We start from the raw sequence: 22,005 nt of genomic DNA on the forward strand, positions 1-22,005 counted from the left end.
TCAGTCTTCCTGCGTGACGCGCAGCAGTTCATCGAGGCTGGTGCGACCTTCCAGGACCAGCCGTTGGCCGTCCTGGAACAGGCTCGGCGCGACACACCGGGCCTGGCGTGCCAGTTCCGGTTCGCCGGCACCGTGGTGGATCAAACCGGCCAGGTCCGGGGTGATGCCGATCAGTTCATGGATCGCGGTGCGCCCGCGATAACCCTGCTGGCAATGCTCGCAGCCCACGGCGCGGAACAGCGTCGCCGTGGCCCGTGGCTCCAGGCCGAGACGCTGGCGGGCCGCGAGGTCCGCGACCTCGGGCAGCTTGCACGCGGGACACAGGGTGCGCACCAGGCGTTGGGCCAGGACGCCGACCAGCGATGACGCCAGCAGGTACGCGTCGACGCCCATGTCCAGCAAGCGTGTCACCGCACCCGCCGCGCTGTTGGTGTGCAGGGTCGAGAGCACCAGGTGCCCGGTCAGGGACGCCTGCACGGCAATGGCGGCGGTTTCCCGGTCGCGTATCTCGCCGACCATCACCACGTCCGGATCCTGGCGCAGGATCGCCCGCAAGCCGCGGGCAAAGGTCATCTCGACCTTGGGATTGACCGGGGTCTGGCCGATGCCCGGCAGGTGGTACTCGATGGGGTCTTCGACCGTGAGGATGTTGCGCGTCTGGTCGTTGAGATGACTCAGCGCCGCGTAGAGGCTGGTGGTCTTGCCGGAGCCGGTCGGCCCGGTGACCAGGAAGATCCCGTGGGGCTTGCCGAGGATTCGCCGGAACCGTTCCAGGGTTTGCGCCGGCATGCCCAGGCTTTCAAGCTCGAGACGTCCGGCCTGCTTGTCGAGCAGGCGCAAAACCACTCGCTCGCCATGGGCCGAAGGCAGGGTGGAAACCCGCACGTCGACCTCATGCCCGGCCAGCCGCAAGGCCATGCGGCCATCCTGGGGCACGCGTTTCTCGGCGATATCCAGCCGCGCCATGACCTTGATCCGCGACACCAGCAGGGTGGCCAGTTCCCGCCGGGGCCTGAGCACTTCGCGCAACTGGCCGTCGATCCGCAGGCGGACCGAGACGCTGTGCTCGAAGGTCTCCAGATGCACGTCCGAGGCCTTCTCGCGCACGGCCTCGCTGAGCAGGGCATTGATCAGGCGGATGATCGGCGCATCGCCTTCCTGCTCCAGCAGGTCGGCGGTCTGCGGCAGTTGGTCGGCCAGGCTGATCAGGTCCAGTTCGTCGTCCAGGCCCTGGGCGACCTGCTCGGCGGCGCTCTGGCCATCGCTGTAGGCGGCGGCCAGGCGAGCGGCGAACGTCGGTCCGTCGAGCACCTGCACAGGCCAGTCCCGGCCGAGCATTCGCCGTGCCTCGGACAAGGCGGTCAGCGGCGTGTCCTCGCGTATCGACAGGAGCGCTGTCTCGCCCTGCGGCTCCAGCAGTACGCCAGAACGCCGGGCAAAGCCGAACGGCAACCGTTGCCTCATGGTGCGTCCGCCTGATTGCGGCGCAGATCGATCGCCGCCTCGTCGCGTCCCTCGAACAGTTGCTGCGGGTCGCTGGGCAGCAGCAGCGAATTGCCCTGGCGGACCGAAGGCCGGCTGAGTTCGCGCAATCGGTCGTAGCGCTGGGCACTGACCTCGACCAGGTCTTCCTTGCCGCGCACGATGCTCGGCCGGAGGAATACCATGAGGTTGGTTTTTTCGTGCTTTTCACTGTTCCAGCGAAACAGCGCGCCCAGGTACGGGATATCGCGCAACAGCGGCACGCCGCTTTCCTGGGTGCGGATGCTGTCCTTGATCAGGCCGCCGATCACGATGATTTCGCCATCGTCGGCAAGGATGGTGCTCTTCAGGGTACGCTTGTTGGTGATCAGGTCATCGGTGATCTCCGTGCTCTTGGTCAGCTCGGAGTTTTCCTGCTCGACCTGCAGCCGCAGGGTCGAGCCTTCGTTGATATGTGGGCGGATCTTCAGCTTGATCCCGATATCATGGCGCGTGACCGTGTTGTAGGGCTTGCCGTTGCCGTCGTCGGAGGGCTGGTAGGAGCCGCTCTTGAAGGGCACGTTCTGGCCCACCAGGATCTCCGCTTCCTGGTTGTCCAGGGTCAGCAGGCTGGGGGTGGACAGCACATTGTTGCGGGTATTGCTGGCCAGGGCGGACACCAGCATGCCGAAACGATCACTGCCGATGCGTAACACGGCACCGCCTTCGCGCGGCAGGGTGCCGGCGGCGAAAGCCGGCAGGGTGATGTCCGTACCGGGAAAGGCGATGCTGCCCCGGACACTGCCGGATCTGCCGCCCCACTGCACCCCCAGGGCCTCATTGATATCCCCGGAAATCTCGACAATCGCCGCGTGGATCAGCACTTGCGAGCGCGGCTGGTCCAGCTGACGCACGATGCTCTCCAGGGTACGCACCTGGGCCGGTTCGGCAATCAGCACCAGCGCGTTCTGGCTCTCGTCGGCCTTGACCACGGCCTTGCCCGACGACGTGTCCCGGCTGGTGCCACCACCGGCATCCTGACCGAGCCCCTGCCCCATGGCATCCAGCACTTCGGCCAACTGCCTGGCATCGCTGTGTCGCAGGCGGATCACCCGGGCGTTGTCCGCGAGCACCGGCGCCGGTGTGTCGAGTGAACGGGCCATTTCGCCCAGGCGCCTGCGCACGACTTCGGGGCCGATCAGCAGCAGGCGATTGTTGCGGGTATCGGCAATCACCTGGCTGCCCGACTCGGCACCCTGCTTGCCCAGGGATTGCTCCATCACGCGGGCCAGGTCAGCCGCCAGACCGTGCTTCAGTTGCACGACGCCGTGGGTATTCTTGTGGCCCGCGTCCAGTTGCCGGACGATCTTCGCGACCCGCCGGACATTGGCCGCACCATCGGTGATCACCAGCGCATTGGCCGAGGCCGAGGGGCCGACATAGCCATTGACCGACACCAGCGGGCGCACCAGTGCGGCGATATCCGTGGCCACGCTGTTGTTCAAGGCCACCACTTCGGTGACGAACTGCCCGGTCCCGGCCGCAGCGTTGTCGATACCACTGGCACGGGTGCGCGCATCCGCCACCGGCGTGACCAGGATACGATCGCCTTCATCGATGACCGTGAAGTTGTGGGCATCCAGTACCGAATAGAACAGCCGCCGCACACCCTCACGGTCCAGGGCCTGCTCCGAGAGTACGGTGACACGCCCCTGCACCCGTGGGTCGAGGACCACCGTGGTGCCGAGTATCGAGGACATTTCCCGGACCACGTCGCGCAGCTCGGCATCATTCATCGCCAGTTGCCATTGTGGCTCCTCGGCGCCCGCCGCGGTGACCAGGAGCAGCATCGACAAGAGCAGGCCGGGGACCATCAGGCACCACGCAGCGGTTGCGGCGGACGGCTTCATTCACTCACTCTGATGCTGGGCGGTTGGCCGCAGGTAAAGGGAAGACCCGGCAGCGGTACTTCCGCCGGCCGCCAGCAGCAGCCTCGCAGGCTGCTCCAGGGCCAGCGACTCCTCGCGTCCGTTGCGCCAGAGCACCACGCGCCCGACCTCGACCCGGCGCAGGACACTACCGCCGGGCAGGCGATCGCCGACCTGATAGATTCGCTGGCCCTGCGCCCCGCCCAGCAACGCCCGTGACGCCCCTGAACTGGCGACGAAACTGGCGCGCAGTTGCAGCGCCTCGGCGCTACGGACCAGCGCATCGGTGGGCGACAGGCCAAGCACCGTAGCCACTGCTACCGGGTCGAGGGGCTCGGGCCGGGGCGCCGGGGCCGTCGAAATGAAGTTGAAGACCGGAGCCGCCGGCAGGTCCTGGCGAAAGACCCACTCGCGCCAGCCCAGCCAGCCGCCATACACCAGCGGCGCCAGGCACAACAGGACACGCAGCAGAATCGTGGCGTACCGCCCCATCTGGATATTCACCAGACCATGCGCCAGAGAATCGAATTCTTTGTATTCACAAGTACCAGCACCCTGACCAAAAATAAACACTCATTATTTATATAAACCACTCATTCAAAAACAGTCACTTGAAAGCTACTAAAAAGTTACTTAAAACATCACGAACAAAAAACAGAACAACAAAAAATCAATAACACATTCAAAAAACGACCACACGAATCTGAAGCAACTTATCCAGACGTTGCCTCAGACTCCTGATACTCGGGTTATCTGGCTATCCAGGCATCCTGCCAGTTGGAACCATGTCCGGGTACATAGTGGTGACTACTGATCTTGCACCAATCTCCGGCGGGAAAAGGCTTGCACTCGTAGACCTTGTCACCCTGCAATACCGTGGTACCGGGCTTGTAGTCGGCAATACCCTGCGGATAGACCGCGTCGTATTCCTGATCGCTGCCTTCGCCGCCCAGCTCGATGGACACCAGGTCCTGGCGCGTGGTCCGTCCATCGACGGTCGTGCCGACCAGCTTGAGCTGGTGAGTGCCCGGCGCGCTGCGCACATCCACGTTCAGCCAGGTCGAACCGGCCTCCACCTGCTGCGTGACGGAACCCACGGGCTTGTTGCCGGCGTCGAAGACCGTGACCTCGACATTCATCGCACGGTTGCCAAGGATCGGCACCGGCAGACTCACCCGCCCCTTGTCCAGCGCGTAGTCGTTGCTGATCGCCGAGATGCGCAGGTCGGCGTCGGCATCTTCCTTCAACTCCATCTGCAACTCGTAGCGCCTGACGCCACTTTCGGCCTTGGCAAAGACCTTGTTCGCACCCTTGATCGGATGGATGTTGCCGTCCTCGTCACGCACGCCGGCGCGGACCAGTTCCTGGGTGCGGTTGATCTGCTCGGCAAGCTTGAACGACCAGTTCTCCGGTCGGCCTTCCTCGGCGGTATCGATGCTGATCCCGACACGCCGCTCGTTGATCTCGCCATCGGCGCCAAAGGCCCGGGCCTTGACCGCGTCCCCCACCAGCAAGGCCGCCGGCGCCGGGGTGATGTGGCCGACGGTGTTCCAGCCGTCCGGCGCGACCGCCTCGGCCAGGATGTTCACATCGGCCACGTTGTAGAAGGCCGCATCGGTATCGCCGACCGTCCATACGCCCAGGATGACGTGCTGGCCGCTCTTGTCCGGCGGAATGACACAGGCATGCCGGGCGCCGGAAACCGGTAGCGCGTTGCCGCCCTCGACCGTGCAGAAGGGCGTGCCGTCAAACGAGGCACGGCTCAGTGGCAGGTTGGGGTTCCAGCCGGAGCGGGTAATGAAATACTCGTGCCGGGTCGCCGGGTGCGCCGCCGTGTACTGCCAGGCGAACTGGATCTCGCGGTCCTTGATTTCGGTCAGGTGCCAACGCGTCGCGCTCTGGGCGTCCAGCGCGGAGAAATTGGCCGCGCCGCCACTGGCGATCCGGCCATCGACGGGACCTTGCAACGGGTTGCCGCCCGCCCCCGCCGGGAATCCCTTGAATGTCTCGCCGACGCTTTGCGGCTCGTACTGCGCGCCTCCACAATCCTTGTTGAGGCCTTGCTGACAGGCATAGGCCCGTGAAGGTGGATCACTCAGGTAACCATGGGCCGCCACCTGTTGCGAAGCGATCAGCGCCACCAGCATGGCCAGGGAAGAAGCCCCTCCCGATACCGAACTTGAACGTCTTTTTATCATGCAATCCAACTCCAGAGTCATATTTGACGAGGCCACGCACTCTCCCTGTGCGAAGCACGCCGCTTCCTTATCGATGCCACTCTTAATTATCACGAACATCATGTTCATGATGACCAACCTCATCTATTCGAAACTATGCGAACCTGAAAGATACAAGACGTTCGAACACCAGAAGTCCGGAGAAAAACTTCTCATTGTTCGTACAAGCGAAAACAAATAGTCCTACAGCAAAGTTATCGAGAGATGCGCCGCTGTAACTTTCCGAATAAGAATCAGGCTTTGTATTGTACGAATATTTAGTTTTTTAGCTGTCGGATAACTCCGACTATGAGGAAGGATCGGTCAGCAATCAGGCATCAACCCCTGGAAAACCCGTATTCCAGGAGAAAGAAGAGACAAGGCGGGATAAAGCGAGACAGGCCGCAAGCCCCGCCGGGGCGGGGCTTGGGCCGAGGAATCAGCGATGGTACTGCGCGGAAAACTCGTGCACGGCGTTGATAAAGGCGCCGGCATGTTCCGGATCGACTTCCGGGGTGATGCCATGGCCCAGGTTGAACACGTGGCCCGAACCCTCGCCGTAGCTGCCGAGGATCCGCGCCACTTCGGCACGGATCGCCTCGGGTTTGGCATAAAGCACGGTAGGGTCCATGTTGCCTTGCAGCGCGACCTTGCCGCCCACCCGGCGACGGGCGTCGCCCAGGTCACAGGTCCAGTCCAGGCCCAGGGCATCGGCGCCCGCCTCGGCAATGCTTTCCAGCCACAGGCCGCCGTTCTTGGTGAACAGGATCACCGGCACCTTGCGCCCTTCATGCTCGCGGATCAGCCCGCTGACGATCTTGCGCATGTAGGCCAGGGAGAACTCCTGATAGGCCGCCGCCGACAGGTTGCCGCCCCAGGTGTCGAAGATCTGCACGGCCTGGGCGCCGGCCAGGATCTGCCCGTTGAGGTACGAGGTCACCGACTGGGCCAGCTTGTCCAGCAGCAGGTGCAGGGCCTGCGGGTTGTCGTAGAGCATGGCCTTGGTCTTGCGGAAGTCTTTCGACGAGCCGCCTTCGACCATGTAGGTCGCCAGGGTCCAGGGGCTGCCCGAGAAGCCGATCAGCGGCACCCGGCCGTTGAGTTCACGGCGAATGGTGCTGACCGCGTCCATGACATAACCCAGGTCCTTCTGTGGATCGGGGATCGGCAGGGCTTCGATATCCGCCAGGGTGCTGACGACTTTCTTGAAGCGCGGGCCTTCGCCGGTCTCGAAATACAGGCCCTGGCCCATGGCATCGGGGATGGTCAGGATGTCGGAGAACAGAATGGCGGCGTCCAGGCCCGGGTAGCGGTCCAGGGGCTGCAGGGTGACTTCGCAGGCGAACGACGGGTTCATGCACAGGCTCATGAAGTCGCCGGCCTTGGCGCGACTGGCGCGGTATTCAGGCAGGTAGCGGCCGGCCTGACGCATCATCCACACGGGAGTAACGTCTACGGGTTGCTTGAGCAGGGCGCGCAGGAAACGGTCGTTCTTCAGGGCAGTCATGTCGGCATCCGGAAAAAAAGTGCGGGCATTTTCTCAGAGCGCGACGCAAAAGGCACGGCAAGAGCCGTGCCTTTTGTCTATCGGGTCAATTTGTCGCGGGTATCGAGAGCGACACGGCCTGCGTAGGAGCCGGCTTGCTGGCGATTCAGGCGACACGGTGTATCAGGGACACCGCGTTATCGTTCATCGCTGGCAAGCCAGCTCCCACAGGCACAGCAGTCCAATATTGGAATGCGGGTCAAACGCCCAGGTAATCGAGGATCCCCTCGGCGGCATTGCGCCCCTCGAAGATCGCCGTCACCACCAGGTCCGAACCACGCACCATATCGCCACCGGCAAAGATTTTCGGATTGCTGGTCTGGTGCTTGAACTGACCCTGCTCCGGAGCCACCACGCGGCCCTGGCTGTCGGTCTGGATGCTGAACTGCTCGAACCACGGTGCCGGGCTCGGGCGGAAACCGAAAGCGATGACTACGGCATCCGCCGGGATGATCTCTTCGGAACCCGGGATCGGCTCAGGGCTGCGGCGACCGCGGGCATCCGGCTCGCCGAGACGGGTCTCGACCACCTTCACGCCCTCGACCTTGTCTTCACCGACAATCGCGATCGGCTGGCGGTTATAGAGGAACTTCACGCCTTCTTCCTTGGCGTTCTTCACCTCTTTGCGCGAGCCGGGCATGTTCGCCTCGTCACGACGATAGGCACAGGTCACCGACTTGGCGCCCTGGCGAATCGAGGTGCGGTTGCAGTCCATCGCCGTGTCGCCACCACCGAGCACCACGACCTTCTTGCCCTTCATGTCGACGAAATCTTCCGGCGACTTTTCAAAGCCCAGGTTGCGGTTGACGTTGGCGATGAGGAAGTCCAGGGCGTCGTACACGCCCGGCAGGTCCTCGCCGGCAAAGCCGCCCTTCATGTAGGTGTAGGTGCCCATGCCCATGAACACCGCATCGTATTCGGCGAGCAGCTCTTCCATGGTCACGTCCTTGCCCACCTCGGTATTGAGGCGGAACTCGATGCCCATGCCGCTGAAGACTTCGCGACGATTGCTCAGCACGGTCTTTTCCAGCTTGAACTCGGGGATACCGAAGGTCAGCAGGCCACCGATTTCCGGGTTCTTGTCGAACACCACCGGGGTCACCCCGCCGCGCACCAGCACGTCGGCACAACCCAGGCCCGCAGGCCCGGCACCGATGATCGCAACGCGCTTGCCGGTCGGCTTGACCTTGGACATGTCCGGACGCCAGCCCATGGCAAAGGCGGTATCGGTGATGTACTTCTCCACCGAACCGATGGTGACCGCGCCGAAGCCGTCGTTGAGGGTGCAGGCACCCTCGCACAGGCGGTCCTGCGGACACACCCGGCCGCAGACTTCCGGCAGGGTGTTGGTCTGGTGGGACAGCTCGGCGGCGGCGAGGATATTGCCCTCGGCCACCAGCTTCAGCCAGTTGGGAATGAAGTTGTGCACCGGGCACTTCCATTCGCAATACGGGTTACCGCAACCCAGGCAGCGGTGGGCCTGGTCGGCCGACTGCTGGGGTTTGAAGGGTTCGTAGATTTCCACGAACTCTTTCTTGCGCTGACGCAACAGTTTCTTCTTCGGATCCTTGCGCCCGACATCGATGAACTGGAAGTCGTTACTCAGACGTTCAGCCATTACAAAAACCTCATCAAACTCTTCAGGCGCATCACTGCGGGTTGGCACGGGTGCTGGAAAGCAACGACTTCAGGGTGGCCGCCTTCGGCTTGACCAGCCAGAAGCGCCGCAGATAGTCGTCCAGGTTCTCGGCGAGGTTACGACCCCATTCGCTGTCGGTCTCCTCGACATACTCGTCCAGCACGCGTTGCAGGTGGCTGCGATAGGCTTCCATCGCTTCGCCGCTGATCCGCTGGATCTCCACCAACTCGTGGTTCACCTTGTCGACAAAGGTATTGTCCTGGTCCAGCACGTAGGCGAAACCGCCGGTCATGCCCGAACCGAAGTTGTAGCCGGTCTTGCCCAGTACGCAGACAAAACCACCGGTCATGTACTCGCAGCAGTGATCGCCGGTGCCTTCCACGACCGTGTGGGCGCCGGAGTTGCGCACCGCGAAACGCTCGCCCGCGGTACCGGCGGCGAACAGCTTGCCACCGGTTGCGCCGTACAGGCAGGTGTTGCCGATAATGGCGCTGTCCTGGGTCTTGTAGGCACTGCCCTTGGGCGGAACGATCACCAGCTTGCCGCCGGTCATGCCCTTGCCCACGTAGTCGTTGGCATCGCCTTCGAGGTACAGGTTCAGGCCGCCGGCGTTCCACACGCCGAAGCTCTGGCCGGCCGTGCCCTTGAAGCGGAAGGTGATCGGCGCCTTGGCCATGCCCTGGTTGCCGTGGACACGGGCGATTTCGCCGGAGATCCGCGCACCGATGGAACGGTCGCAGTTGCAGATATCCAGGGAGAAATCGGCACCGCTCAGGTCGTTGATCGCAGGCCGGGCCATCTCGACCATCTTCTCGGCCAGCAGGCCCTTGTCGAACGGCGGGTTGCGGTCAACCTGGCAGAACTGCGGCTTGTCCACCGGAATGTGATCGCTGCCGAGCAGCGGGGTCAGGTCCAGATGGTTCTGCTTGGCGGTTTCGCCCTGGAGGATTTCCAGCAGGTCGGTACGCCCGATCAGTTCTTCGAGGCTGCGCACGCCGAGCCTGGCCAGCCACTCACGGGTTTCCTCGGCGACGTAGGTGAAGAAGTTCACCACCATGTCGACGGTGCCGATGTAGTGATCCTTGCGCAGTTTCTCGTTCTGGGTCGCCACGCCGGTGGCGCAGTTGTTCAGGTGGCAGATACGCAGGTACTTGCAGCCCAGGGCGATCATCGGCGCGGTGCCGAAGCCGAAGCTCTCGGCGCCGAGGATGGCCGCCTTGATCACGTCGAGGCCGGTTTTCAGGCCACCGTCGGTCTGTACCCGGACCTTGCCGCGCAGGTCGTTGCCGCGCAGGGTCTGGTGGGTTTCGGCGAGGCCCAGTTCCCACGGCGCACCAGCGTACTTGATCGAGGTCAGCGGCGATGCGCCGGTGCCGCCGTCGTAGCCGGAGATGGTGATCAGGTCGGCATAGGCCTTGGCCACGCCAGCCGCGATGGTGCCGACGCCGGCTTCCGCCACCAGCTTGACCGAGACCAGTGCCTGCGGGTTGACCTGCTTGAGGTCGAAGATCAGCTGCGACAAGTCCTCGATGGAGTAGATGTCGTGGTGCGGCGGTGGCGAGATCAGGGTCACGCCCGGAACCGCGTAGCGCAGCTTGGCGATCAGGCCGTTGACCTTGCCGCCAGGCAACTGGCCGCCTTCACCGGGCTTGGCGCCCTGGGCCACCTTGATCTGCAGCACTTCGGCGTTGACCAGGTACTCGGGGGTCACGCCGAAACGGCCGGTCGCGACCTGCTTGATCTTCGAGCTCTTGATCGTGCCGTAGCGCGCCGGGTCTTCGCCGCCCTCACCGGAGTTGGAGCGTGCGCCCAGGCGGTTCATGGCTTCGGCCAGGGCTTCATGGGCCTCCGGCGACAACGCACCGAGGGAGATACCGGCCGAGTCGAAACGCTTGAGGATCGACTCCAGCGGCTCGATGTCGTCGATCGCGAGCGGCGTGTCCAGGGTCTTCACCTTGAACAGGTCACGGATCATCGACACCGGACGGTTGTCCACCAGCGCGGTGTATTCCTTGAACTTGGCGTAGTCGCCCTGCTGCACGGCGGCTTGCAGGGTGCTGACCACATCCGGGTTGTAGGCGTGGTATTCGCCGCCGTAGACGAACTTCAGCAGGCCACCTTGCTGGATCGGCTTGCGCGCACTCCAGGCTTCGGTCGCCAGCAGCTTCTGCTCGGCTTCGAGGTCGACGAAACGGGCACCCTTGATCCGGCTCGGCACGCCACGGAAGCTCAGGCCGACCACTTCCTCGGACAGGCCGATGGCCTCGAACAATTGCGCACCGCGGTACGAGGCAATGGTGGAGATCCCCATTTTCGAGAGGATCTTCAGCAGGCCCTTGGTGATGCCCTTGCGGTAGTTCTTGAAGACTTCATACAGATCGCCCAGCACTTCGCCGGTACGGATCAGGTCGCCCAACACTTCATAGGCGAGGAACGGATAGACCGCCGACGCACCGAAGCCGATCAGCACCGCGAAGTGATGCGGGTCGCGGGCGGTGGCGGTTTCCACCAGGATGTTGCTGTCGCAACGCAGGCCCTTTTCGGTCAGGCGGTGGTGCACGGCACCGGTCGCCAGGGACGCGTGCACCGGCAGCTTGCCCGGCGCGATATGACGGTCGCTGAGGACGATCTGGGTCCGCCCGGAGCGCACGGCTTCCTCGGCCTGGTCGGCGATGTTGCGCACGGCCGCTTCCAGGCCGACGCTCTCGTCGTAGTTCAGGTCGATGATCTGGCGCTCGAAGCCCGGACGCTCGAGGTTCATCAACGAGCGCCACTTGGCCGGGGAAATCACCGGCGAGCTGAGGATCACCCGCGAGGCGTGTTCCGGCGACTCTTCGAAGATGTTGCGCTCGGCACCGAGGCAGATCTCCAGCGACATGACGATGGCTTCACGCAGCGGGTCGATCGGCGGGTTGGTCACCTGGGCGAACTGCTGGCGGAAGTAGTCGTACGGCGTGCGCACGCGCTGGGACAGCACCGCCATCGGCGTGTCGTCGCCCATGGAGCCGACCGCCTCGTAGCCCTGCTCGCCCAACGGCCGCAGCACCTGGTCGCGCTCTTCGAACGTGACCTGGTACATCTTCATATACTGCTTGAGTTGCTCGACGTTGTAGAACGCCGAACCATGGTCGTTGTCTTCCATGGTCGCCTGGATACGCAGGGCGTTCTTGCGCAGCCACTGCTTGTACGGATGACGCGACTTCAGGCGGTTGTCGATGGAATCGGTGTCGAGGATCTGGCCGGTCTCGGTGTCCACGGCAAAGATCTGCCCGGGACCTACACGGCCCTTGGCGATGACATCTTCCGGCTGGTAGTTCCATACGCCGATTTCCGACGCCAGGGTGATATAGCCGTTCCTGGTGGTCACCCAGCGCGCCGGGCGCAGGCCGTTACGGTCGAGCAGGCAGACCGCGTGGCGACCTTCGGTCATCACCACGCCAGCCGGACCGTCCCACGGCTCCATGTGCATCGAGTTGAATTCATAGAACGCGCGCAGGTCAGCGTCCATGGTCTCGACGTTCTGCCACGCCGGCGGAATCAGCATGCGCACGCCACGGAACAGATCGATACCGCCGGTCACCATCAGCTCAAGCATGTTGTCCATGCTCGAGGAGTCGGAACCGACACGGTTGACCAGCGGGCCCAGTTCGTCGAGATCGGGGATCAGGTCGTTGGCGAACTTGGTGCGACGGGCCTGGGCCCAGTTGCGGTTGCCGGTGATGGTGTTGATCTCGCCGTTGTGCGCCAGAAAGCGGAACGGTTGCGCCAACGGCCATTTCGGCAGGGTGTTGGTGGAGAAACGCTGGTGGAACACGCAGATGGCGGTCTTGAGCGTCGGATCGTTGAGGTCCGGATAGAAGGCGGTCAGGTCCGCCGGCATCATCAGGCCTTTATAGATGATGGTCTTGTGCGAAAAGCTGCAGATGTAGTGGTCGGTATCGGCGGCGTTGGCCACCGACGAACGACGACGGGCACTGAACAGCTTGATGGCGAACGCCTGGTCACTCAGGCCTTCGCCGCCGATGAATACCTGCTCGATCTGCGGCAGGCGCTCCAGGGCCAGGCGGCCGAGGACGCTGGTATCGATCGGCACCTTGCGCCAGCCCACCAGTTGCAGGCCGGCGGCGAGGATTTCGCGATTCATGTGTTCGCGGGCGGCTTCGGCTTTGACCGGGTCCTGGTTGAAGAACACCATGCCCACCGCATACTGCTTGGGCAGATCGCTACCGAATGTCGATTTGGCGACGGAGCGCAGGAACTGGTCCGGCTTCTGAATCAGAAGGCCGCAACCGTCACCGGTCTTGCCGTCGGCGTTGATCCCACCGCGGTGGGTCATGCAGGTCAGGGCCTCAATGGCCGTCTGCAACAGGTGATGACTGGGCTCGCCTTGCATGTGAGCAATCAGGCCGAAACCGCAGTTATCCTTGAATTCATCTGGTTGGTACAGACCTGCTTTCATAGACACTTTCTCACCAGGCTGCCTCTTACCGAGGCAAATTTCTTTTCAATTCAACCACTTACCATCCACGCCGAACGTACGCCGGCTTTGCAGGGGCAAAAGGGAGGTCATTGTACACACCGACACAGACGCTCACAAATTTAGCGACGAAATGTCGCAAATCTATGTCGCATTTATGAAAGGTTTAAAGCGATATCTCGTGCTAGTCAAAACATTTTTGAATTCTGACCGCTACGACTCAAATCTACCGTGACGCAGACACCACAAGGCACGCAGCTTTGAAGCTGCGCGCTCAGGTGGAAATTTTGAGGTGCCGGGAGGGCGGCCTGGGTAAGGCCGCCGAATCATCAGCGAGTTGTGGCGAGGTCCTGTTGGACGCTGGCGACAGTGCGAGGCCAAGGTTTACCAGCCTGAACCTTCGCTGGCAAGGCCTTGATAGCAGTAACCGCTGCATCGCGGCTCGGGAAGCTGCCATAAGTGATCACGTAGAGTGGCTTGCCGTTGAGCACTTTCTTGAAATAACGGTACTCGCCGCCCTGCTCCTTGACGAAGTTCTGGGCCGTAGCTTCCGAACTGGTGCCGAGGATCTGCACCACGTAGTGGCTCGGCGCCTGGCCGGCGTACCAGCTGCCACCGGCGGCAGGCTTGGCTGCCGCTGCGGGTTTCTCGACCGGCTTTTCGACCTTGGCCACCGGCTTGGCGGGAACCGGGACCGGGGTTTGCGCGGGCTTGGCAACCGGTGCCGCCGGCTTGGCCGTGGCGACCTGGGCCGGGGTAGGACGTGCCGGAGTCGGGCCGGTAGGCACGCCCAGCGGTGGCGCAGTGGTGGTCACGGTCGGCGGCTGGGCAACACCACCGTCAACCGCTGGTGCACCGCCATCATCGCCTTCGCTCATGCCACCCGCGGCTTCCGCGAGCGGACCGCGCATCACCGGCTGCGACTGGCCGACCAACGGCAGTGGCATCGGTTGCGAATTACCGGCGAACTCGACCGCCGGACCACCCGCGGCATTCGGCTTCGGTGTCTGCCCCAGCGGCAACTGGGCCTGCTCGCTGGCTGGCGCGCCAGCGGTCACCGGCGCCTTGCTGCGGCCGGAACTCATCCAGGCCGCGGCGATAGCGACCACCACCACCCCAGACAATGCCAACACGTATTTCTTCGACATCTTGAACCCCATACTTGGTCGCTTGACCGCGGAGCGGCTGGCAATCATGGCTTCGATCATGGCGTCACGAGCGACCTGGTTGATGTTGCCAGGCCAGCCCTCGGCGCTTTCGTGAATCTCAGTGATCTGCTCAGCGGAAAAAAGTTCGATTCCCTGGCCCGCGCCTTCAAGACGCTGGGCCAGGTATTCGCGTGTCTCTTCTTCGGTGTACGGCTGCAGTTCGATCACGTGGAAGCGCTCTTCCTCCGTGCCCTGCTGCTCCAGCCCGGCAATCATCGACGACTCGCCGAACAGGAAGACATGCGGACGGCCTTCCGGCGCGCCTGCAGCCAGTGCCAGCAAGGCTTCGATCGCGGAATCGTCCAGTTGTTCGGCGTCGTCCACCAGCAGGTAGACTTCCTGGCCGGTCAGCGCCAATTGCACCACCTGCGCCAGGATCGAGCCGATATCGGCCTGGGCCACGTTCAGTGCCTGGGCAATCTGGCGCAGCATACCCGCCGCGTCGCCGGCGCCACGGGCCGACACCACCACGCTCTGCACCGACTGCTTGTTGGTGCTCGCCACCAGAGCCTGGCGCAGCAGGGTCTTGCCGCTGCCCTGCGGGCCGGTCACCACCAGCAGCAACTGGCTGTAGCGGGCCAGGTGATGCAACTGCCCCAGCACCGGTTTGCGCTGGGCCGGGAAGAACTTGAAGCCAGGCACCCGTGGAGCAAAAGGGTCGTGACTCAACTGATAATGGCCGAGGAAAGCCTCGTCGGCATGCAAACTAGTCATCGGAATCTTATCAACCTTTAAGCTGAGCCAGGGCGCGGTAGTCCGCTCCCAGCGTGGCCTGTAGAACCTCTTTCGGATAATCGTCGGTCACCACGGCTTCGCCCATGCGGCGCAACAACACCAGACGTAAACGACCGTCGATCACTTTCTTGTCAATTGCCATGTGTTCGAGAAAATCGGCCTCGGTCATCTCCTCCGGAGGAATGACCGGCAATCCCGCGCGCTGGAACAGGCGGATACCGCGATCGCGTTCGGCGTCGGTGATCCAGCCCAGGCGCGCGGACATCTCCAGCGCCATCACCGTCCCCGCCGCCACGGCCTCACCATGCAGCCAGACACCGTAGCCCATATGGGTTTCGATGGCATGGCCAAAGGTATGCCCGAGGTTGAGGGTGGCGCGCACCCCGGACTCGCGCTCATCGGCACCGACCACGGCCGCCTTGGCCGCGCAGGAACGCTCGATGGCCTCGGTCAGGGCTGCCTGGTCGAGGCCGCGCAAGGCGTCGACGTGCTCTTCCAGCCAGGTCAGGAAAGGCTCGTCGCAGATCAGGCCGTACTTGATGACTTCGGCCAGGCCCGCCGACAGCTCGCGGGCGGGCAGTGTGTTGAGGGTCGCGGTATCGATCAGCACCACATTGGGCTGATAGAAGGCACCGACCATGTTCTTGCCCAGCGGATGGTTGATGCCGGTCTTGCCGCCCACCGACGAATCGACCTGAGACAACAAGGTAGTCGGAACCTGGATAAAGTCCACTCCGCGCTGATAACAGGCGGCGGCAAAACCGGCCATGTCGCCGATAACGCCGCCGCCCAGGGCGATGACCGTGGTCCGGCGATCGTGGCGGGCGCTCAGCAGGCCGTCGAAAATCAGCTGCAGGGTTTCCCAGGTCTTGAAGGCCTCGCCGTCGGGCAGTACCACCGAGATCACCGAGTAGCCCGCCAGGCTGCGGGTCAGGCGTTCGAGATAGAGCGGTGCGACGGTTGCATTGGAGATGATTGCGACTTGCCGACCGGCAATGTGCGGCGTCAGTAGCTCAGGCTTGTCCAGCAGCCCTTCGCCAATATGAATCGGGTAGCTACGCTCGCCAAGATCGACCTTAAGTGTCTGCATGTGTCCCCACAGTGAAGATGGACGCGGGCGTCCAGTCTCAGGATTAACGATTGTTGGCGGCGTCCGTTTCCGGCGCCCCCCAATGGCCTTGAGCCATGACCGACACCGAGCATGGCGGGCGTCGAGGATAGCGCATTTCGCCCTGCGCTTTAACGGGGAGGCAGCTGCTGCAAGCGTTCAAGAATATCCAGTACCACCATGCGCGGCGGCCGTTCATCGGTTTCCACCACCAGATCGGCGATTTCCCGATAAAGCGGATCACGGATCGCCAGCAGGTCCCGCAGCGTTTTTGCCGGGTCGGCGGTACGCAACAGCGGACGGTTGCGATCGCGCGCGGTACGCCCCACCTGCTGCTCCACCGAAGCATGCAGATAGACCACCCGCCCACCGGCATGCAGGGCCTGGCGATTTTCATCGCGCATGACCGCGCCGCCGCCCGTGGCCAGGACCACACCGTCGGCTGCGCACAGCTCGGCAATCATCGCCTGCTCGCGATCGCGAAAGCCCGGTTCGCCTTCCTTATCGAAGATCCACGGGATATTGGCGCCCGTGCGCAGTTCAATTTCCTTATCGGAATCTTTGAAAGGCAGGCGCAGCTCTTTGGCCAGCAAGCGGCCTATGGTGCTCTTTCCAGCCCCCATAGGCCCAACAAGAATCAAATTTCGCACAGAATCAACGACTCACAGCAATCGCCTGGTTATTCATGATACGCGGAGTCAGGAATACCAGCAGCTCGGATTTTGCTTCCGAGACAATGTCTCGGCGGAAAAGGCGGCCAACATACGGCACATCGCCAAGAAATGGCACCTTCTCTTCGGTTTTGCTCTGAGTATTGGAGAACACGCCACCGATCACCACGGTTTCACCGTCGTTGACCAGTACCTTGGCGTTGACTTCGTTCTTCTTGATCGGCGGCACGTTGTTGAGCACGTTCTGGTAGTCCGGCTCATCCTTGGTGACCTTCACTTCCATGATGATGCGGTTGTCCGGGGTGATCTGCGGCGTGACCTCGAGGGACAGCGACGCTTCCTTGAAGGACACCGAGGTAGCCCCGCTGGAGCTGGACTCCTGGTACGGAATCTCGGTGCCCTTGAGGATCTTCGCAGTCTCCTTGTCGGAGGTGACCACCTTGGGCTGCGACACGACTTCACCGTTACCGGTCTTCTCCATCGCGCTCAGTTCGAGGTCGAGGATCGTGTTGTCGGTCACGAAGCCGATGCCAATGCCGGAGGTCGCCGTGGTGGCCCCCAGGTCGACGAACGGTGTACTGGCGCTCTGGCCGGTCAGCTTCGACAGGGTCGGCGAACCGCCGCTGCCCTTCCAGTTGCCGCCGGAAATGCTGCCGCCCCAGCGGGCGCCCAGTTGCTTGTCATAGCCGACGTTGGCTTCGACGATGCGCGCCTCGATCATCACCTGGCGCACCGGGATATCCAGCTGCGCCACGATCCGCCGCAGCTCGTCGAGGCGGTCCTGGGTCTGGTAGGCAATGATGTTGTTGGTGCGGTCATCCACGGTGATCGAACCCCGCTCGTCACCCTTGGCCTCGGCGCTGGTCACCGACTGGAACAGCTTGGCGATGTCCGCCGCCTTCGCGTAGTTGACCTGCAGCAGCTCGCGGCGCAGCGGGGCCAGCTCGGCGATCTGCTTCTGCGATTCCAGTTCCTGACGCTCGCGCGCCGCGATCTCGTCCGCCGGCGCCACCAGCAGGACGTTGCCGATCTTACGCTTGTCCAGGCCCTTGGTCTTGAGCACCAGGTCCAGCGCCTGGTCCCACGGCACGTTCTGCAGGCGCAGGGTAATCCCGCCCTGCACCGTGTCGCTGGCCACCAGGTTCAGGTTGGTGAAGTCGGCGATCAGTTGCAGCACCGAACGCACATCGATGTCCTGGAAGTTCAGCGAGAGCTTTTCGCCGCTGTAGACAAAACGCTCGGCATTACGCCGCTGCAGGTCGTCGACGGTCAGCGGGCGGACACTGATGGTCAGCTTGTTGTCGGTCTGGTACGTCGAGTAGTCGAAGGCCCCGCTCGGCTCGATGGAAATGCTCGCCCGGTCGGCGGACGCCGTGGCATTGACGAATTGCACCGGCGTGGCGAAATCCTTCACGTCCAGGCGCACACGCAGGGGGTCGGGCAGTTGGGTACGAGGGAACTCCACGCTGATCTTGCCGCCTTTTTCCTGGATATCCGGGCTGATGGACGGATCGGAGAGCTCGATGACCACATTGCCTTCGCCCTGCTCGCCGCGCTGGAAGTCGATATTGCGAATGGCCTTGCCCGCCGGTACGTAGGGCTTGGGCGCCGCACGCGCGGGTTGCGCCACCGCGGCAGCCACCGGCCGGGCCGCACTGGCCTGGCCCGGCACGGCGGCGGCCGCGCCCTGGCCGACCACCACGAACAGGTTGTTGCCCTCGATACGGGTGCTGTAGGGCACCAGCTTGGTCAGGTTGATGATTAGCCGGGTACGATCCTTGGCTTCCACCACGGTCACGCTGCGTGCATTGCCCACGCCCAGGTCACGGGTCCTGGTCGCCAACTGGCTGGTCACCCCGGTCAGGTCCAGGGCAATCCGCGCCGGCTGATCGGTGGTGTAGCCATGGGGCGCGGTGGGGGCGCTGTCGAAGGCGAGCCTGAGCTCAACCCGATCTCCCGGCAGCGCCGCCACATCGAGGGTCTTGAGGTTGGCGGCCAGCACCATCGGCGACACCAGCGCCATCCATAGCGAAATGCCGAAGGTGGAAATAATCCTGTTCATATCGAGTTCCACTATGAGTGCTCTTTCAAAGGGATGGTGCGCGGCCGTTCCAGCCAGGTGCCTTCACCGTCCGGAACGATTTCGATCACCTCGACCTGGGAGTCGGTGATGGCCACGATCCGGCCCTCGTTGCGCCCCAGGTAATCACCCACTTTCAAACGATGGACGCCACCGGCCCCGCGCAACAGGGCGTAGGTACCGCTGGCATTGGAAAGCGTGCCGACCATCTCGAACTGCTCGATATTGAAGCCTTCGAGAAACTGCTTGGTCCGGTTCGGATCCGGCTTGACCTCGTGGGAACCTTTCTGGCGGTTCACCAGGTCGATCTTGACCGGCGGCTGGAACGGACTGCGCAGCGACGAGGCGTTGTAGGTGAACGCCTCGTAGGAAATGAACTTCGGTGTCGGTTCGATATTGCCGGCCGGACGCGCGCGTACTTCACGCATGTAGGCGTCCAGGTCACTGAAGTCATTGCTGTTGCCACAGCCGGCCAGCAGCACCGCGACCATCGCTACGCACAACCCACGCAAGCCGCTCATTTCTGCAGCCCCTTGTCGTTGTAGCGATAGGTCTTGGCGAGAATGCTCATGCGCAGCTTGTTGCCATTGTTCGCGGCGACCGGCTTGATCTCGAAATCGTGCAGGGTGACGATTCGCGGCAAGCTGGCCACGCCACTGACAAAGGTCGCCAGGTCATGGTAGGCGCCGGTCACGGTGATCTGGATCGGCAGCTCGATATAGAACTGCTGCGCCACCTCGGGCAACAGCTTGATCTCTTCGAACTCCAGTCCGCTGCCAAGCCCGGTCCGGGTGATGTCTTCCAGCAGCCCGGGCACCTCGGTATCGCTGGGCAGTTGCTTGAGCAGCGCGCCGAAGGACGCCTCCATGTCGAGCATCTGCTGGGTGTAGGCTTCCAGGTTCGCCGCCAGGTGCGCCTTGGTCGCGAACTGCTCCTTCAAGGTGACTTCCGTGGCCCGCTGCTGATCCAGCTGGTCGGTCAGGTCCTTGATATAGAAGTTGTAGCCCAGCGTCAGCACCAGCACGGCGACGATGACGCCACAGGCGCCCTTGACCGCCGCGGGCCAGGAGCCGATGTTCTGCATGTCGAGATCGGCGAGGTCGATCTTGCGCAGGTTTTCCAGCCATTCGGAAACATTCATTTGGCAGCCCCCGGAACCGGTGGCTGGGTCTGGCGCACGCTCAGCTGGAACACGTTCGCCTGGTCGACCGCGCCGGCCGTCGTCGCCTTGACCTCGGTCAGGCTCGGCGCCTCGAGCCAGTCGGAAGCGTCGAGGTTGCGCATCAGGTCCGAGACCCGGTTGTTGGACTCCGCCGCGCCGGTAAGCGCAATGGTCTTGCCGGTCATCTTCACTTCAGTGAAATACACGCCATCAGGCAGGGTTCGCGCCAGCTGATCGAAGATCCGCCCGCTGATCGGCCGGTTGCCTTGCAGGTCCTGGATGATTTTCATCCGCTCGATCAATTGCTGGCGACGCGCCTTGAGTTCGCTGATCTGCTTGATGCGCGCATCGAGCTGGGCGATCTCCTTGTTCATGTAGGCATTGCGCGCGGTCTGGTGATCGATGGAATTGCTGATGTACTGGTCAGTCATCAGGACCAGGCCGACAGCCGCCACCAGCACACCGACCAGGGCCGTCAGGAAGCGCTTGCGCCGTTCTTCACGCAGTTGCTCGCGCCAGGGGAGAAGGTTGATCCGCGCCATCAGTCGAAACTCCTCAACGCCAGACCGCAGGCGATCATCAGGGCCGGCGCGTCACTGGCCAGGGCCCCGGCATTGACCTTGCTGCTCAACGCCATGTCGGCGAAAGGGTTGGCCACCAGGGTCGGCGTACCGAGCCGCTGCTGGATCAGGTGATCGAGGCCGGCAATCGAGGCGGTGCCACCGGCAAGCAGGATGTAGTCGACATCGTTGTACTGGCCCGAGGCGAAGAAGAACTGCAGGGAACGCGACACCTGCTGGACCACGGCATCCTTGAAGGGCTGCAGGACCTCGGCGACATAGTCGTCGGGCAGGCCGCCCTGCTTCTTCGCCAGGCCCGCCTCTTCGTTGGACAGGCCGTAGCGCCGCTGGATTTCCTCGGTGAGCTGGCGACCGCCGAACAATTGTTCGCGGGTGTAGATGATCCGGCCGTTGTGCAGGACGCTGAGGGTGGTCATGGTCGCGCCGATGTCGACCACCGCCACCGTCAAGCGGTCGTGATCGCTGGCCAGCTGTGCCGCGAGCAGGCCAAAGGAGCGCTCCAGGGCATAGGCCTCGACATCCACCACCTTGGCATCGAGCCCGGCCAGGGCCAGGGCCGCCTCGCGCACCTCGACGTTTTCTTTCCGACAGGCGGCCAGCAGTACTTCGACGCGCTCGGGATTGCGCGCCGAATAACCCTGGACTTCAAAGTCGATGGCCACTTCTTCGAGGGGATAGGGAATGTACTGGTCGGCTTCTATCTTCAGCTGGCTTTCCATGTCGTCATCGGAAAGCCCGGCATCCATCTCGATGGTCTTGGTGATCACCGCGGAACCGGCCACGGCGACCGCGACGTGGCGCGCGCTGGTCTTGGCCTTGAGCAGCACCCGTGCCAGGGCCTGCCCGACGCCTTCGAGCTCGGCGATGTTCTTCTCGACCACGGCGTTAGGCGGCAGCGGTTCCACGGCGTAGGACTCGACCCGATATCGATTGCCTGAACGGCTCAATTCGAGGAGTTTTACCGAGGTGGAACTGATGTCGATCCCCAGGAGCGAATGCGCTTTTTTGCCAAAGAGTCCAAGCACTACCGATTCCCTATTACTATCCGCGACTTACGGACCCTTTATGATAATGGGCATTTAATAGCAGTCTTGACATAAGCGCAAATGACGCTCAACACCAAAAAATGCTTATAATGCCCACGTTTTTCTCCGAGCCGTCGAACCAGCGCTTGCTGTGAATTTAGCCTGACG

At 63.0% G+C, this 22,005-nt stretch carries 15 protein-coding genes; all 15 read right to left on the reverse strand.

Annotated elements, in window-relative coordinates:
- A complete protein-coding gene (gene gspE, locus HX881_RS06230) occupies window positions 1-1,464 on the reverse strand; it encodes a type II secretion system ATPase GspE (RefSeq protein WP_177083485.1) in 1,464 nt (487 codons plus the stop codon).
- Window positions 1,461-3,371, reverse strand: a complete 1,911-nt coding sequence (gene gspD / locus HX881_RS06235; RefSeq protein ID WP_177083487.1) for a type II secretion system secretin GspD — start codon at window positions 3,369-3,371, stop codon at window positions 1,461-1,463. The genes gspE and gspD overlap by 4 nt, the downstream gene beginning before the upstream one ends.
- Window positions 3,372-3,881, reverse strand: a complete 510-nt coding sequence (locus HX881_RS06240) for a type II secretion system protein N (protein ID WP_177083823.1) — start codon at window positions 3,879-3,881, stop codon at window positions 3,372-3,374.
- Between the two features lie 257 nt (window positions 3,882-4,138).
- On the reverse strand, window positions 4,139-5,587 hold the full coding sequence (locus HX881_RS06245) for a lytic polysaccharide monooxygenase (RefSeq protein WP_246356468.1): 1,449 nt from the start codon (window positions 5,585-5,587) through the stop codon (window positions 4,139-4,141).
- A 457-nt stretch (window positions 5,588-6,044) separates the two neighbouring features.
- A complete protein-coding gene (gene hemE, locus HX881_RS06250; protein WP_177083489.1) occupies window positions 6,045-7,112 on the reverse strand; it encodes a uroporphyrinogen decarboxylase in 1,068 nt (355 codons plus the stop codon).
- Between the two features lie 238 nt (window positions 7,113-7,350).
- Window positions 7,351-8,769 carry an FAD-dependent oxidoreductase gene (locus tag HX881_RS06255; RefSeq protein ID WP_017126906.1) on the reverse strand — a complete coding sequence of 473 codons (1,419 nt, stop codon included), beginning with the start codon at window positions 8,767-8,769 and terminating at the stop codon, window positions 7,351-7,353.
- A gap of 31 nt (window positions 8,770-8,800) precedes the next feature.
- Complete coding sequence (gene gltB / locus HX881_RS06260) at window positions 8,801-13,249, reverse strand: glutamate synthase large subunit (protein WP_177083491.1); 4,449 nt, start codon at window positions 13,247-13,249, stop codon at window positions 8,801-8,803.
- Window positions 13,250-13,596: 347 nt separating this feature from the next.
- The gene (locus HX881_RS06265; RefSeq protein WP_177083493.1) at window positions 13,597-15,189 is read right to left on the reverse strand and encodes an SPOR domain-containing protein; all 1,593 of its coding nucleotides are present in this window, start codon (window positions 15,187-15,189) and stop codon (window positions 13,597-13,599) included.
- Between the two features lie 10 nt (window positions 15,190-15,199).
- The gene (gene aroB / locus HX881_RS06270) at window positions 15,200-16,300 is read right to left on the reverse strand and encodes a 3-dehydroquinate synthase (protein ID WP_017126909.1); all 1,101 of its coding nucleotides are present in this window, start codon (window positions 16,298-16,300) and stop codon (window positions 15,200-15,202) included.
- 149 nt (window positions 16,301-16,449) lie between these two features.
- A complete protein-coding gene (gene aroK / locus HX881_RS06275; RefSeq protein ID WP_042935610.1) occupies window positions 16,450-16,968 on the reverse strand; it encodes a shikimate kinase AroK in 519 nt (172 codons plus the stop codon).
- A 4-nt stretch (window positions 16,969-16,972) separates the two neighbouring features.
- Window positions 16,973-19,051 carry a type IV pilus secretin PilQ gene (locus HX881_RS06280; protein ID WP_177083495.1) on the reverse strand — a complete coding sequence of 693 codons (2,079 nt, stop codon included), beginning with the start codon at window positions 19,049-19,051 and terminating at the stop codon, window positions 16,973-16,975.
- Window positions 19,052-19,062: 11 nt separating this feature from the next.
- Entirely contained in the window at window positions 19,063-19,590 is a 528-nt protein-coding gene (locus HX881_RS06285) for a pilus assembly protein PilP (protein ID WP_042935612.1), read from the reverse strand.
- On the reverse strand, window positions 19,587-20,210 hold the full coding sequence (gene pilO, locus HX881_RS06290; RefSeq protein ID WP_017126913.1) for a type 4a pilus biogenesis protein PilO: 624 nt from the start codon (window positions 20,208-20,210) through the stop codon (window positions 19,587-19,589). The genes HX881_RS06285 and pilO overlap by 4 nt, the downstream gene beginning before the upstream one ends.
- Window positions 20,207-20,773 (reverse strand): PilN domain-containing protein, encoded by a 567-nt coding sequence (locus HX881_RS06295; protein WP_017126914.1) that lies wholly within the window; start codon window positions 20,771-20,773, stop codon window positions 20,207-20,209. Before HX881_RS06295 ends, pilO begins: the two co-directional genes overlap by 4 nt.
- A complete protein-coding gene (locus HX881_RS06300; RefSeq protein ID WP_017126915.1) occupies window positions 20,773-21,837 on the reverse strand; it encodes a pilus assembly protein PilM in 1,065 nt (354 codons plus the stop codon). Before HX881_RS06300 ends, HX881_RS06295 begins: the two co-directional genes overlap by 1 nt.
- Window positions 21,838-22,005: the final 168 nt, after the last annotated feature.

This window comes from Pseudomonas gingeri, from assembly GCF_013386115.1.
Classification (GTDB): domain Bacteria; phylum Pseudomonadota; class Gammaproteobacteria; order Pseudomonadales; family Pseudomonadaceae; genus Aquipseudomonas; species Aquipseudomonas gingeri.